The sequence below is a fragment of the Salinicola sp. MIT1003 genome (assembly GCF_001858555.1).
GTDB classification, from domain to species: domain Bacteria; phylum Pseudomonadota; class Gammaproteobacteria; order Pseudomonadales; family Halomonadaceae; genus Salinicola; species Salinicola salarius.
In genome coordinates, this window is the sequence record NZ_MCAP01000060.1 from 93,361 (window position 1) to 108,010 (window position 14,650).

The window sequence follows — 14,650 nt, forward strand, 5'->3', positions numbered from 1 at the left end:
ACTCATGCGCTCCCCCACCCCCTCTGCTTCCAGAATCACGGCTTCTCCAACCAATTTCTTCAAGCTTGCGTGCCGAACGCTGCCCCTGCTGGCGGTGATGCTCGCTGCTCCCGTTCACGCCGCTCCGCAAGGCAAGGTCGACTGTATCGCGCCTGCCCAGCCGGGCGGAGGATGGGACTTCACCTGTCGCTCGGTAGCCAGAGCGCTCCAAGAGCTCTCGCTAATCCCGGCGGCCATGCAGACGCTCAACGTTCCCGGCGCGAGCGGCGGCGTGGCTTTTAGCCATGTACAGGCGAAACGTTCCAGCGATGACGATCTGATCGTGGCGGCGTCGACCGCTACGACCACGCAACTGGCGCTGGGCAATTACCCTAACGGCAACGCCGATCAGGTTCGCTGGGTGGCGACGCTTGGCGCCGACTACGGCGTGATCGCCGTGGCGGCCGACTCGCCCTACCACTCGCTTCCCGAGCTTCTCGACGATCTCAAGGCAGATGCCGGCAGCGTGACGTTCTCCGGCGGTGACGTTGCCGGTGGTTTCGATCACATCAAGGTACTGATGGCAGCCCGCAAGGCCGGTATCAAGTCCATTCGCGACATCAAGTATCTGGCCTTCGATTCCGGCTCGGTGGCAATCAGCCAGTTGCTCGGCGGACACATCGACGCCTTCACCGGCGACCTCAGTGAAGCCAAGAGTTTCGTCGACAGCGGCGATCTTCGCATTCTGGCGGTCTTCGCCGAGGACCGCTTGCCCGGCGAGCTGGGCGATATGCCTACGGCAAGAGAGCAAGGCATCGATGTGGTCGCCCCCAACTGGCGCGGATTCTATACCCCCGCAGGTGCATCCGAAGCGAGCTACACGTGGTGGAAGCAGACACTGAACGATCTTTACGCCTCTCCCCAATGGAAGCAGATCATGACCCAGAATGGCCTGCTGCCGTTCCACAAGTCGGGCGACGAGCTGAACCGCTTCGTCGATCAACAGATTACCGACATCCGGGAGATCGGCGGCGAGCTGGGCATGATCCGCTAACGGTCGTGTCTGCGTTCGTTTGGAGGCTGCGGCAACCAGCGTGGTAAACTGCGCCGGTTGTCGCGCACTGGGAGCGTCTCCATGTCACTCTTTCTCGTGGTTTTCGCCGTCTGTCTGCTGGTCAGTGTGGCCACCGTGACGGCGCTGATGCTGTCTCGCACGCCCCGCTACCGCACCCAGGCGCAGGATATGCTCGATCTCTTCGATGCGGTGCTGGATAACCGTGCCAGCGAAGCACGCTGGCATACCCTGATCGGCTATCCGATCCGCCACGATGCCTATCTGGAAAACCTGCGCCGGCGAAGCCAGCATCTGATGGAAACCCACGGGCGCCCCTGGCAAGCTGCCCAGGGCGGGTCGCTGTTTTCCCGCAGCGGACGTGAAGAGCTGGTGGCGCTGCGCGATCATCTGGCCGCCCACCAGGCGCTTCAGGGAGGCGAGTATCGTGCCTGATCCGGCTCTCTTGCGGCAGACATCATGACCGATACGATTCGCCTGGCACCGCTCGACAACGCCATTCAGCATCATCATCACGACTATCACCAGATCGTGATCGGGCTGTCCGGCTACGCGGAATTCGAGATTGCCGGCCAGGGCGGTGTCGTGGCGCCGCTTTCCGGTTGCCTGGTGCCGGCCAATGTCGAACACTACTACGAAGGGATCGGCGACAATCGTCAATTGATCATCGATCTGCCGGACGACGCCACTTCCCTGACCGGCATGCACCGCCAGTTGAGAAGCCTGTTCGACCGTCCAGGCTACTTCTCGCTGGACGAGTCGCTGCAGCATTATCTCCAGTTCCTGATTCAGGAGATGACCCATGCCAGCCATGCGCCGGCGGATCTGCTGGTCACGACGCTACTGAGTTCGCTGCATGCCCGTCTCGGCGCGGCGCTCTGCTCTCCGCCGCTGACCAGGCGAGCCAGCCGGTCGCTGGACATTCAACGACTCGAGCAGTTCGTGCTGGAACGGCTGGACCAGCGCCTGAGCGTATCCGATCTGGCCAATCTCGCCTGCCTCAGCGAGGCGCACTTCTCCGAACGCTTTCGCGAACAGACAGGCATTACACCGTATCAGTTCGTGATGCGGTTGCGGCTGACCCGGGTTCGCGAGCTGACGACATTGACCGATATGCCACTGGCCGACATCGCGGAACGCACCGGATTCGCCAGCCAGAGCGCTCTGAGCCATGCCTTTCGCCGTCGCTACGGCCACGCCCCCATGCAACTGCGTCGCCCCTCTGCCAATGGATAACCCGGGCTTTTTCGCAAATCTCCCCGGATAATTGGCAAGAACCCTTCCCCCGTTTCACGCTAGAGTCAGCCACCACGCCTTTCCATTATTACCGGCCACCGCCTGCTTGCCGCGAGCGATCGCCGAGGCTAACGCCGATTCCTGTGGTCCATACTGCCGTGGTCCATACTGCTATAGGGGGCTTCAACAATGCTAAAAGCCGATCAAATGCTGGACACTGCCACCTGGCAGACTTCGCTCGACGAGCTGTTTGCCAGAATCAGCGACCATTACATCGTCGACGAAGACGCCTATCTGACCGAGCTGTGTACGCTGCTGGGGGCGGGTGAAGCCGATTTCGCACGTATCGGCGACAAGACGGCACAACTGGTACGTGATGTCCGGGCCATGGATACCGCCGTCGACTCCATCGATGAGCTGCTTCAGCAGTACAGCCTCGACACGCAGGAAGGCGTATTGCTGATGTGCCTGGCCGAAGCGCTGCTGCGCATTCCCGACAAGGCCACCGCCGACGCGCTGATCGAGGACAAGCTGGGGGTCGCCGACTGGAAGCGTTATCTGGGCCAGAGTGAATCCTGGTTCGTCAATGCCTCGACCTGGGGCCTGCTGATGACCGGCAACGTGATCCAGATGGACAAGCCGCGAGAAGGCAAGCCGGCCAACTTCATCAACAAGATGGTCAATCGCATGGGCGAGCCGGTCATTCGCAGTGCGATGTATCAGGCGATGAAGATCATGGGGCAGCAGTTCGTGCTGGGCCGCACGATCGACGAAGCGCTCAAGCGCTCCCGGCCGCTCTTCAACAAGGGCTACACCTACTCCTACGACATGCTGGGCGAAGCCGCCCGTACCCGTCAGGATGCCAAGCGCTATTTCGACGATTACGCCGCGGCGATTCTCGAGGTGGGCAAGACCAGCCTCAAGCTGGACGCCAGGACACCGGCGCCGTCCGTCTCGATCAAGCTGTCGGCGCTGCATCCGCGCTATGAGTTCGGCCGCCGCACCCAGGTACTCGAAGAGCTCGTCGGTACGGTCAAGCAGCTCGTCGAACTGGCTCGCGAGCGTCACGTCGCGCTGACCATCGATGCCGAGGAAGTGGATCGCCTCGAACTGTCGCTCGAGGTCTTCCGCGCTGTCTTCGAAAGCGATGTCTGCCGTGGCTGGGGTCATTTCGGTTTGGTGGTTCAGGCCTACTCCAAGCGTGCATTGCCGGTCCTTCACTACATCAATCGCCTGGCCGATCGACAGGGCGACGAGATCCCGCTGCGTCTGGTCAAGGGCGCATACTGGGACACTGAGATCAAGGAATCGCAGAAGCTCGGCGTCGATGGTTATCCCGTCTATACCCGCAAGGCGTGTACCGATGTCGCCTATCTCGCCTGCGCCCAGTTCCTGCTATCCGAGAACACTCGCGGCCGCATTTTCCCCCAGTTCGCGACCCATAACGCGCACACCATCACCAACATTCTCGAACGGGCCAACCATGCCGATCGCGCATTCGAATTCCAGCGCCTGCACGGCATGGGTGAAGCCCTCTACGATGCCGCGCTGACCCGGGCGCCCGAAGGCACCTACTGCCGCATCTACGCCCCGGTGGGAGCGCACAAGGATCTACTGCCCTACCTGGTCCGGCGCCTGCTGGAAAATGGCGCCAACTCGTCGTTCGTCCACCAGCTGGTCGACCCCCGCGTTCCAGTGGAATCGCTCTGCGTTCACCCGATCGCCACGCTCAAGCAGTACCCGACCTTCGCCAATACCAAGATTCCGTTGCCGCGCCAGATCTATGGTCCTGCACGCAAAAATTCCAGGGGCGTCAACTTGAACATCAATAGCGAATATCAGCCGCTCATCGATCGCATGGCGGAGTTCATGGAGCGTGAGCATCACGTCAAGCCGCTGCTCGGAATCGATGTCGCCGACGACGAAACCCAACGTCAGCGGGTCACCAGCCCCTACGACCGCCGTCAGTCCGTAGGCAGTGTGCAGTGGGCGACGCGCGAGCAGGCCGAAAAGGCCGTCGATATCGCCTGGCAGGCCTTCCCCCGCTGGAGCGAAACGCCAGTCGAGGAGCGTGCGGCCATCCTCGAACGTCATGCCGACCTGATGGAGACGCATCTCGCGGAACTGATGACGCTCTGCTCCCGCGAGGGCGGCAAACTGCTCACCGATGGTGTCGACGAGATTCGCGAAGCGGTAGATTTCTGTCGCTACTACGCGGCGCGCGCACGCGAACTGTTCGCCGAGCCGACCGTATTGCCAGGGCCGACCGGCGAATCCAACGAGCTGATGATGCAGGGCAAAGGGGTCTTCGCCGCGATCAGCCCCTGGAACTTCCCCGTCGCCATCTTCACCGGCCAACTGGTCGCCGCCGCGGTGGCCGGCAACACCGTGCTTGCCAAGCCCGCCGAGCAGACCTCGCTGGTCGCCAACCGCGTGATCGAATTGCTGTACGAGGCCGGCATGCCCCGTGACGTGGTGCAGTTGCTGCCCGGCGACGGCCCCACCGTGGGTAGCGTCCTAAGTAGCGATCCGCGCATCACCGGCGTGGTCTTCACCGGGTCGACCGATACCGCGCAGATCATCAACCGGGCCCTGGCCGCCAGGGAAAATGCCGCGCTTCCCACGCTGATCGCCGAGACCGGTGGCATGAACGCGATGATCGTCGATTCGACCGCCCTGCCCGAGCAGGTCGTGGCCGATGTCGTCCACTCCGCATTCCAGAGTGCCGGGCAGCGCTGTTCCGCGCTACGCGTTCTCTATCTCCAGGAAGATATTGCCGATCGTGTGATCGAGATCCTGCGCGGGGCCATGGATGAATTGCGCATCGGTGACCCGCGTGACCTGGGCACCGATGTCGGCCCGGTCATCGATGAAGACGCCCGCCAGGGTCTGCTCAAGCATGTCGAGATCATGAAGGCCGAAGGCCGCTTGATCGCCGAAGCGAAGCTCGATCCGGCCCAGACCGGCAACGGCACCTTCGTTGCGCCGATGGCATTCAATATCGACGGCATCGAGTCGATGGAAACCGAACAGTTCGGCCCCCTGCTGCACATCGCCCGCTACCGCGCCGATCAACTGGAAGCGGTCATCGACTCCATCAATGCCAAGGGCTATGGGCTGACGTTCGGCGTTCATAGTCGCAACGAGAACTTCACCAACCATGTCGCCAGCCGCATCCGCGTCGGCAACGTCTATGTCAACCGCGATATCATCGGCGCGGTCGTCGGCGTCCAGCCGTTCGGCGGGCAAGGATTCTCCGGTACCGGACCCAAGGCGGGCGGCCCCCATTATCTGTTACGCTTCGTCACCGAAAAGACGCGCACCATCAATACGGCCGCGCTGGGTGGGAACGCTTCACTGCTTGCCATGGGAGACGAGTGATCGCCACGTCCGGCCTAACAATTAAGAAACAGGAGACGTTTTTATGGCTATTGGTGTCTGGATAAGCCTTTTTGCCTACTTTGCGCTCATGATCGCCATCGGCCTCTACGCCATGCGCACATCCACTTCCACGTCGGAAGACTACATGCTGGGCGGCCGGACGCTCAGCCCGCAGGTGGCGGCGCTGTCGGCCGGCGCCTCGGACATGAGCGGCTGGCTGCTGCTGGGGTTGCCCGGGGCGATGTTCGTCTCCGGCCTGGGCTCGGCCTGGATCGGTATCGGCCTGTTCGTGGGGGCATTCTTCAACTGGCTCCTGGTCGCACCGCGCCTTCGTGAACAGACGGTTCACTATGGCAACGCAATCACCATCCCGGCCTTCCTGGCAAACCGGTTTCCCACCCGGGCGATGTCGCTGCGAACAGTATCCGCTATCGTCATCGTCGTCTTCTTCGCGGTCTACACGGCGTCCGGCCTGGTGGCAGGTGGCAAGCTGTTCGAAAGCGCCTTTGCCGACGTCATCAACATCGGTAGCCTGAGCGACTATGCGGCGGGTGTGATCATCACGCTGGGCGTGGTACTGGCGTATACGGTCGTCGGCGGCTTCCTGGCCGTGAGCATGACCGACTTCGTGCAGGGCTGCATCATGATGCTGGCGCTGGTGATCATGCCGGCGGTGGTCATCTTCGGTGACGGTGGCGGCGGTTTTTCCCAGGCCTCGCAGACCTTGAATGAAGTCGATCCCACGCTGCTATCGTGGACGGATGGCCTGACCTTCATTGGTTGGCTGTCTGCGGTGACCTGGGGGCTGGGTTATTTCGGGCAGCCGCACATCATCGTGCGTTTCATGGCCATCCGATCGCTGAAGGATGTACCCGTCGCCCGCAATATCGGCATGAGCTGGATGCTCATCTCTCTCGTCGGAGCGATCTCTCTGGGTATATTCGGCCGTGCCTATGCGATCCGCAACGGTCTGGAGATCCAGGATCCGGAAACGATCTTCATCATCCTGGCGAATCTGCTGTTCCATCCGCTGATCACCGGTTTCCTCTACGCGGCACTGCTTGCGGCGATCATGAGCACGATCTCCAGCCAGCTGCTGGTGGCCTCTTCGTCACTGACCGAAGACTTCTACCGCCTGTTCCTGCGCAAGGAAGCCACGGAGAAGGAAACCGTGGCCGTCGGCCGAATTAGTGTCGTGCTGGTTGGTCTGGTGGCCGCCGTCATTGCCTCCGACCCGGACTCTCAGGTGCTGGGGCTGGTGAGCAACGCCTGGGCCGGCTTCGGTGCGGCATTCGGCCCGCTGATCCTCCTCTCGCTGATGTGGTCTCGCACCAACGGCGCCGGCGCCATCGCGGGCATGGTGGTGGGTGCCGCCACCGTCATGATCTGGATTTCGCTGGGCTGGAACGGCGAGTTCATGGGCGGTCCCGGCGTCTACGAGATCATTCCCGGCTTCATCGCCTCCTTCATTGCCATCCTGGTGGTGAGCAGCGTGACCAGCGATGCCGGGGAGTACAAACAGATCTCGCGTTAGAAAAGCGCACGTGACGCACTCGGGGCCTCCAAGGGCTCCTACGGAAGAGGGCTCCCACGGGAGCCCTTTTTCATGCTCCGCCGATGCACGACCAGCATGCTCGCCTACGTCCCGCATACTCTGCGACTTTCCATCCGAGCCCTAGACATGGTGTTCGCGGAACGCCCACAGCCGCGAACCGACGTAGGTGATCAACGGCACAGTCAACGTAGCAATGACGATGGCCCAGAATCCCGCGATTCTGGTGGACGCCAGCAGCGTCGCCAGAACCCCGTTATTGAGTACGAACCCCAGCACCGCCAGGGTAAAAAATCGCTTTGCCCGTCCGCGGCGCCGGAACGTCAGCCGCCGATGGCCGACGAGGGAGATCTGGAAGGCAACCAGAAACCCGCACAGGTTGACGATAAATTCCGACAGCGTCGGCCATAGCGCGCTCAGGACAGCCGCAACCGACAGATGGGCCGCCGTCGCCACCGTGCCTACCAGGCCGAAACGTGCGGCGGTCTTGGCTTCGCGCTTGAGTCGACGTTTCATGAGGTACGGGAGGCCTCATCGACCAGACCCGCTTTGGCCTCCAGGCTATCTTTGGCCTCCAGGCTATCTTCGGCGATCAGGTAGAGCGGCCGCTGCTTGGCTTCGATGAACAGGCGTCCCACGTATTCGCCCAGAATCCCGACGGACAGCAGTTGCATGCCACCGAAGAACAGGATCGCCGTCATCAAGGACGCATAGCCGGGGACATCGCTACCCACCACGATCACACGCCCCACGAGAAGCAGAATGTAGAGAAACGCGAGCCCCGCGATGACCGCACCGAAATACATCCAGATGCGCAGCGGCCAGGTCGAGAAGCTGACGAAACCGTCGATGGCGAAGTTCCAGAGTTTCCAGAAGTTGAACTTGCTCTCTCCGCTCTCTCTCGCCGGCCGGTTGTAATAGACGCCGGTGCAGCGGTATCCGGGCCAGTTGAACAGCCCTTTCATGAACCGGTTACGCTCCGGCAATCGCTTGATCGCCTCGACGACACGGCGATCCATCAGCCGGAAATCCCCCGCGTTACTGGGGATGGGCGTCTCCGCCAGCCGGTTGAAGAAGCGATAGAAAAGCCCGGCGGAGGTCCGTTTCGCCTGGGTATCTTCATCCCGCGATCCCCGAATGCCGTAGACCATGTCGTAGCCATGCTCCCGCCACAGACGAATGAATTCCAGAATCACCTCCGGCGGGTCCTGCAGATCGACATCCATCGGCACCACGGCATCACCGCGCGCATGGTCGAGACCGGCGGTCATGGCAGCTTCCTTGCCGAAATTGCGCGTCAGCGATATCACCCGAGTGCGAGGATCCAGCGCTGCCCGCTCTCGCAACGTGACAAGCGTCGCATCGGTGGAGCCGTCGTCGACGAACAGAATTTCCAGTCGCGGCACCGCATCGCCCAGCGTGCGATCCACGGCTTCCAGGAAACGCGCGATGGCCGCTTCCTCGTTCATTACCGGCACCACGATCGACAACATCCAGTCTCTCTGACGACGCTCCACGAGCACTCCTTGCGCGATGTGCTGCCACCTCATCTCGTATTGGCAGCTTGAGTCATTCGCTACTACGGTAATCCTAGCCGGTAGCAGCGGATGGCGCACAAACAGGCGTAACGCCTACTGAGCCGTAAAAAAACGCTGTTTCAAAATTTTACTGGACATAAAAAACACTGTTTCCTATCATAGCGACGTTGTCTCATAGAATGTGAAGGCCGGTAACACGGCTTCATGATGAAAGGAAGGGAGTACTTATCATGACCAAGACCAAACTGTTTTCTGCAATGGTGGTTGCCGGCGCTTGCGCATTCGGAACCCAAGCCGCTTTCGCCTATGGCGCCGGCGACTTCTATGGCCGTCTGGGCGTTGCCAAGACCGACGTTGACACCGGTTATACCGATGACAACGACAAGGGCGCCTACCTGGGCCTGGGTTACATGGTTCACGACAAGATCGGTGTCGAGCTGAGCTCCATGACCGAAACCAAGGTTCACGCTGAAGGCGGCAACTTCAAGCAGGTTCCGATCAACCTGATGGCTCAGTACTACCCGCTCGGCGGCATGGACTCTGCTGTCCAGCCCTATGCTGGTGTCGGCGTCAACTACACCACGTTCTCCGACGAAAGCGGTGTCGGTAGCGTCGACGATTCCTGGGGCGCAGCCGGCCAGTTGGGCGTCGACCTGAACGTCACCGAAAACTTCGGCTTCAACGCTTTCGCTCAGTACACCGATGTCAGCGCCGACATCAGTGGCGGCCGCGATATCGATCTCGATCCGGTCACCGTCGGTGCCGGTGTCACCGCTCGCTTCTAAGCGATCGGCGATCGATAGCAAAACCGGGCCTCAGGCCCGGTTTTTTGTGTCCGCGATTCAGAAAGCGAACGACCACACTCGCTGTGACCGCTCACGCCTGGGTGACGATGCGGTCGACGACGGCGAGTTCACGGATCACCGGCTCTCTCCTCGAGGCCGGTTCGTCCTTGAGCCACACCTCCATTGCCGGCGCGACCGCACAGCTCTCCGGCAATGTCGCACGGGCGTCGATCAGTGCCTGCAGGCGGGCGATAAAGACGTACCGCAGCCACTGCGGCAGCGACATGGTATCGACACAGAATGGCTGCCGGCTTTCGAACGCCGAAGCGTCCGGCCGGGATTCCTCCCAGAAGCCGGCTTCCATCAGGGCCGTTTCCAATTCACGCAAGGCACTGGCCAATTCATCGTGTGGACTCATTCTCTCTCCTGTTGCTGTCTGGAGCTGTCTGGATATGGCGCCTTCAGGGTTGCTCACAGAAACCCTGAAAGAGCCTGTGGATAAACTTGGGACACCTTGATCGGAGCGCCGCAAGCCATGCGCTGGCGGAAGCTGTTCAATTTTTGGCCACCCCCTATCCAGCGCCGTCACCGCAAGTTACAGTGCGCGCCTCGATGAACATGACGACCGTCTACCATGCAAACGCTGAGCGATTTTTTCGCCCATAGCGGCGCGGAGCTTGCGCTGTCGACCCTGGGTCGACGTGTGGCGCCAATGCGTCAGGACACTTTCGCTGCCTTCGAACAGGAGCGCGAACCATGGCCGCTACCCTGGAACGGTCATGCGCAGGTCGCCTGCGCTCTGCGCTGGCCGGCGACCTATCAGGATCCGGCGATCTGGTTTCTGTCGTTGCCGCTGGATGAACAGGGCATGCTGGTTCCTGCCGCGCGCGACGAATTTCTCGATCGCCTGCTTCAGACTCTGGGCACCCAGCCTGCCGATCCGTCACAGAACGGCCTCGCACAAGGCAAGCTGGAGCCGACCAATCTGATGCAGGACAACCCCCTGGCATTCGAGCCGGAGCTGCACCAGCGCGCGCTGCTGCATGCTCGCCTGTCTCGCCATTTCGGGCAACCGTCGTCATCGCATTCGGACATGGCGCGTCGCTACCTCATCGGTGACGACGCTCTCAATTGGCAAATGCTCGGCCTCCAGGGCCTGGCCGATCAGGTGGTCGACAGTGATCCTGCCGTCATCGAGGCATTGACGCTGCGCCTGAACGCGCTGCCCCGCGAGGTGATCTTGCCGCTGTGCTACCTGATGGAGCATGGCGATACGCCGGCCGAGCTGCTTCCCACTCTCTGGCACGCACTCGCCACCACCCGCGAAGCGCAGGATATAGAAACGTTCTGCGCCCTGCTGAGAGCGCTGCTGGGCAGCGACGCCCCCCGGGTCGGAGAATGGCTCGATCGTATTCTCGACGACGACCTCATGGCCGCCGATTGTCTTGCCGCCATTGCCGCCCGCGGCTGGCAGCATCTCGAACATGAAACCCGGCTCATGCGGTTTCTGGAACGTCTGGCAAGCTGCAGGAATGCCAACTTTCGCCGCGTCGTCCGTGATTTGGCATTGATCCCCCGCCTGCGGCTGCCCATATTGATGATGCTGCGTCAGGCGCCGGCGCACTCTCCCGTGGGCCGGCTCGTCAGAGAATGGAATGCTTGAACCCATGAAAGCACTACCCTACCAGGCCAAGGCGGTCATCGGCCGGCGTGAAATGGTCACGCTACCGGATCTGCACATGACACTCTGCTGCAAGGCGGACACCGGCGCGAGAACATCGGCCCTGCATGCGGAGCGGATCGAACCCTACGAGGAGAACGGCCATCCGTGGGTTCGATTCATCACTCGCTCGAGTGGTCAGCAGAGCACGCACCATGAATGTCAGCTGCCACTGCACGATCGCCGCCGGGTGAGGAGTTCCAACGGCCAGCAGGAATGGCGCTACGTCATTCGTACGCGTCTTCTGCTTGGCGGCCTGGATTTTCCCATCGAGCTGACCCTGACCGATCGCAGCAACATGCGCCACCCCATGCTACTGGGAAGGCGCGCCATGCGGCGGCTTCTGGTTGCCCCTGGTGCCGCGTTCCTGCACGGCGAACCCTGACGGCCCGCTTCACCTCATCTGTCCTTCCATTCACGCATCGGAGTCCCAAGCGCATGCATATCGGCATTCTGTCACGCAATCGTAATCTCTACTCGACGCGGCGCCTGGTCGAGGCCGCCGAGCAGCGTGGCCATACCGTCAGAGTCGTCGACACGCTGCGCTGTTACATGAGCATCGCCTCGCATCGCCCTTCGATCCATTACAAGGGCGCAGAGCTCGAGCCCTTCGATGCGATCGTCCCGCGCATCGGCGCGTCGGTCACGTTCTATGGCTGCGCCGTGCTGAGGCAGTTCGAGATGATGAACACCTACGTGCTCAACGACTCGGTCGCGATCACCCGCTCGCGCGATAAACTGCGCTCGCTGCAACTGCTTTCTCGCAAGGGATTGGGACTACCGGTCACCGGCTTTGCCCATTCGCCCGACGACATCCCCGACCTGATCACCATGGCCAAGGGCGCCCCGCTGGTGATCAAGCTGCTGGAAGGCACCCAAGGCATCGGCGTGGTCCTGGCGGAAACCAACCAGGCCGCCGAGTCGGTCATCCAGGCTTTCATGGGCATGAAGGCAAACATCATGGTTCAGGAGTACATCAAGGAAGCCAAGGGCGCCGATATTCGCTGCCTCGTGATCGGCGACAAGGTCGTGGCATCGATGAAGCGCCAGGCTGCCGAGGGTGAATTCCGTTCCAACCTCCACCGCGGCGGCACCGCCAGCGTCATCCGCATCACGCCGGAAGAGCGCTCCACCGCGATTCGCGCAGCCAAGGCCATGGGGCTCGGCGTGGCGGGCGTCGACCTGCTGCGCTCCAACCACGGCCCGGTGATCATGGAGGTCAACTCCTCCCCCGGCCTGCAAGGCATCGAAACCGCGACCGGCAAGGACATCGCGGGTCTGATCGTCGAGCATCTGGAGAAAAATGCCAGTACGCCGCGGAAAGCGCCGCCGAAACCCAAGGGCTGATGGGAGAGCGATCGAACAAATAGCCGAAAATCCTAAATTTTTCTGCGCCCGGGGGTGGCAAAACAGTGTTTCCGGCCGCACAATTTGTGTCACCTCAGGAGGTGGCCGCACATGTTTCTCGACAATCGCCAAGTGGCGATGGACAGCGTACTCGAAGCGCTGGCCGACAGTCTCGACTATTTTCAGGACAATCTCGATCGCCTGCGACCGGCGCTGCGTAATGCCCTGAAACCCCATTACGAGGAACGTGGGGCCGCCATGCGCGAACTGCAGCAGCTGGTTCGCGAACATCTCGATATCCTGCCCCGCGATGCCGATGTCGAACGCGACGATTACCTCTGGCTCTGGAGCCGTATCAAGAGCTTCGTCGGCAACGACAGTGCCGTGCTGCTCGGAGAGCTGCTCGAGCAGGAGCGCGTCTTGATGCAGGCGCTGGGCACGGCGTTCACGCATCCTCTGCCGGAAGCCCTGGAGCCCGCGCTGGAACGCTGCTGGAAGAACTGCCGTGCATTGATCCGGGAGATCAACAAGCTGCAGCAACGCCAACGCTGAGAAGCGGTTCCTGGGGGCACGCTACCTTGCTGGCAACGCCTCAGGCTTGGAAGCGTGTCATGGCGACTACAGCTGAATCGGCTCCAAAGGCCCCAGGAAGTAAGGCTTTCGCCCCCAGATGTAAAGATCGCCAAAGGTGGCGGCACGGGCAAGCCATTCGCGTAGACGCAGCCGCCATTCTCCCTCGACGCCATCATCGGGCACCGCACAGCCGGTAGCCTCGATCCCCAGCGCATCGGCAATGAACAGGGCCCGCGGCAAGTGCCAGCCCTGTGAAATCAGCATCAGTCGATCCGCGCCAAACACCTCCTTGGCGCGAACCACGCTATCGAACGTACTGAAGCCGGCATAATCGAGCGTCATGTGCCTATCGCTGATATTGCGATGCCGCAAGGAGCGCCACATGCTGATCGGCTCGTTGTAGTATCGCGTACGGTTGTCGCCGGAAAGCAGCAGATGCTGGACACGATGAAGCCTCAGCAGTTCTGCCGAGGTCTCCATTCTGGCCTGATAGTAGGGATTCGCGCCCCCTTCCCGCAGCCACTGTGCGGTACCGAAGACCAGCCCGACCGGCTGCATGGCGCATAGAGGCACCTCGTGTTCGACTCGGGCGTGGGTCTTCTGGAGTATCCAGAGATTAATCACCACGACACCGATCACCAGCATCAACAGGCCGGCAAGCAGCGCCTTGAGCAATCCCTTCAGCAGCTCGAGCATAAGTGAACGACACAGAAACGGTGAGGGAAAAACGATCGTCGGGCACCCCGGCCGGGAGTCGAATGGCGATGAGAAATGTCGATCAACATGTCGCGTTCATTGTCCTGCCAGAAACCGGCTCGCGCAGCCCGAGGAGCGTGGCTTCATGCAGCGTGCCCAGGATCCGTCGACCCTAGAACATTCCCAGCTCCAGGCGCGCCTCTTCGCTCATCATCTCACGGCTCCAGGGCGGATCGAAAACGATTTCCACATGAACCTTGGAGAACTGCGGCGCCCCGAGAATCTTGCGCCGCGCGTCCTCGGCGATCACATCGCCCATGCCGCAACCGGGCGCCGTCAGCGTCATGCGAATGGTCACCATGCGTTCGCCGGTGAGCAGGCGCTCGATACGACAGCCGTAAACCAGCCCGAGATCGACGATGTTGACCGGTATCTCCGGGTCGAAGCATGTCCGCAGTTGCTCCCAGACGAAAGCTTCCATTTCGGCTTCCGTCGCATCGGGATTCAGCGTCGGCCGCTCGAGTGCCTTCAGCCCCAGCGCGTCGAGATCATGACCTTCGATCAGATAGAGACGACCTTCGTAGCTGACGCTGATCGAGTTGCCTTTGGCCTGCATCACCACTACGGTGCTGTCCTCGGCCAGCGTGATGGTCTTGCCGAACGGAATCGAAATGACATCGACATCCCGCTGCAGCGGCATTTCCTGACCCTTGTAGACCTCGTTTAACGGATCCATCATTGCTCCTGACAGAATTGCCGGCCCGGACACGC

15 protein-coding genes are annotated in these 14,650 nt (G+C 61.5%); 10 read left to right on the forward strand and 5 right to left on the reverse strand.

Going from position 1 to position 14,650, the window contains the following annotated elements; all coding sequences use genetic code 11:
- Positions 1–4: 4 nt before the first annotated feature.
- The 5 genes from BC443_RS17835 (at position 5) to putP (ending at position 7,202) form a co-directional block, all read left to right on the forward strand.
- Positions 5–1,033, forward strand: a complete 1,029-nt coding sequence (locus BC443_RS17835) for a tripartite tricarboxylate transporter substrate-binding protein (RefSeq protein WP_083387504.1) — start codon at positions 5–7, stop codon at positions 1,031–1,033.
- A gap of 81 nt (positions 1,034–1,114) precedes the next feature.
- Entirely contained in the window at positions 1,115–1,486 is a 372-nt protein-coding gene (locus BC443_RS17840; RefSeq protein ID WP_071233226.1) for a hypothetical protein, read from the forward strand.
- Between the two features lie 24 nt (positions 1,487–1,510).
- Positions 1,511–2,287 carry a helix-turn-helix domain-containing protein gene (locus BC443_RS17845; protein ID WP_071233227.1) on the forward strand — a complete coding sequence of 259 codons (777 nt, stop codon included), beginning with the start codon at positions 1,511–1,513 and terminating at the stop codon, positions 2,285–2,287.
- A 189-nt stretch (positions 2,288–2,476) separates the two neighbouring features.
- The gene (putA, locus tag BC443_RS17850; RefSeq protein WP_071233228.1) at positions 2,477–5,668 is read left to right on the forward strand and encodes a bifunctional proline dehydrogenase/L-glutamate gamma-semialdehyde dehydrogenase PutA; all 3,192 of its coding nucleotides are present in this window, start codon (positions 2,477–2,479) and stop codon (positions 5,666–5,668) included.
- Positions 5,669–5,711: 43 nt separating this feature from the next.
- On the forward strand, positions 5,712–7,202 hold the full coding sequence (gene putP / locus BC443_RS17855; protein WP_071233229.1) for a sodium/proline symporter PutP: 1,491 nt from the start codon (positions 5,712–5,714) through the stop codon (positions 7,200–7,202).
- A gap of 141 nt (positions 7,203–7,343) precedes the next feature.
- Here the strand turns inward: putP and BC443_RS17860 are convergent, their stop codons facing one another.
- Together BC443_RS17860 and BC443_RS17865 are read right to left on the reverse strand one after the other, a co-directional pair.
- Positions 7,344–7,736: a GtrA family protein gene (locus BC443_RS17860; protein ID WP_071233230.1), complete on the reverse strand. Its 393-nt coding sequence runs from the start codon at positions 7,734–7,736 to the stop codon at positions 7,344–7,346.
- Positions 7,733–8,737 carry a glycosyltransferase family 2 protein gene (locus BC443_RS17865; protein WP_247643326.1) on the reverse strand — a complete coding sequence of 335 codons (1,005 nt, stop codon included), beginning with the start codon at positions 8,735–8,737 and terminating at the stop codon, positions 7,733–7,735. Before BC443_RS17865 ends, BC443_RS17860 begins: the two co-directional genes overlap by 4 nt.
- 251 nt (positions 8,738–8,988) lie before the next feature.
- Here BC443_RS17865 and BC443_RS17870 point away from each other — a divergent pair, with 251 nt between their 5' ends.
- A complete protein-coding gene (locus tag BC443_RS17870) occupies positions 8,989–9,543 on the forward strand; it encodes an OmpW family outer membrane protein (protein WP_071233232.1) in 555 nt (184 codons plus the stop codon).
- A 91-nt stretch (positions 9,544–9,634) separates the two neighbouring features.
- Here the strand turns inward: BC443_RS17870 and BC443_RS17875 are convergent, their stop codons facing one another.
- Positions 9,635–9,961, reverse strand: coding sequence for a YqcC family protein (locus BC443_RS17875; RefSeq protein WP_071233233.1), 327 nt, complete (start codon positions 9,959–9,961; stop codon positions 9,635–9,637).
- Positions 9,962–10,177: 216 nt separating this feature from the next.
- On the opposite strand from BC443_RS17875, the gene BC443_RS17880 reads away from it, so the two are divergent.
- From BC443_RS17880 to BC443_RS17895, 4 genes are all read left to right on the forward strand, one after another.
- Positions 10,178–11,206 carry a DUF3549 family protein gene (locus BC443_RS17880; protein WP_071233234.1) on the forward strand — a complete coding sequence of 343 codons (1,029 nt, stop codon included), beginning with the start codon at positions 10,178–10,180 and terminating at the stop codon, positions 11,204–11,206.
- Between the two features lie 4 nt (positions 11,207–11,210).
- Positions 11,211–11,648, forward strand: a complete 438-nt coding sequence (locus BC443_RS17885) for a RimK/LysX family protein (RefSeq protein ID WP_071233235.1) — start codon at positions 11,211–11,213, stop codon at positions 11,646–11,648.
- A 53-nt stretch (positions 11,649–11,701) separates the two neighbouring features.
- Positions 11,702–12,610, forward strand: a complete 909-nt coding sequence (gene rimK, locus BC443_RS17890) for a 30S ribosomal protein S6--L-glutamate ligase (RefSeq protein ID WP_071233236.1) — start codon at positions 11,702–11,704, stop codon at positions 12,608–12,610.
- A 111-nt stretch (positions 12,611–12,721) separates the two neighbouring features.
- A complete protein-coding gene (locus tag BC443_RS17895) occupies positions 12,722–13,162 on the forward strand; it encodes a hypothetical protein (RefSeq protein ID WP_071233237.1) in 441 nt (146 codons plus the stop codon).
- A gap of 66 nt (positions 13,163–13,228) precedes the next feature.
- Here the strand turns inward: BC443_RS17895 and BC443_RS17900 are convergent, their stop codons facing one another.
- Together BC443_RS17900 and sufT are read right to left on the reverse strand one after the other, a co-directional pair.
- Positions 13,229–13,879, reverse strand: a complete 651-nt coding sequence (locus tag BC443_RS17900; protein ID WP_071233238.1) for an ElyC/SanA/YdcF family protein — start codon at positions 13,877–13,879, stop codon at positions 13,229–13,231.
- A 172-nt stretch (positions 13,880–14,051) separates the two neighbouring features.
- A complete protein-coding gene (sufT, locus tag BC443_RS17905) occupies positions 14,052–14,615 on the reverse strand; it encodes a putative Fe-S cluster assembly protein SufT (RefSeq protein WP_071233239.1) in 564 nt (187 codons plus the stop codon).
- Positions 14,616–14,650 lie beyond the last annotated feature (35 nt).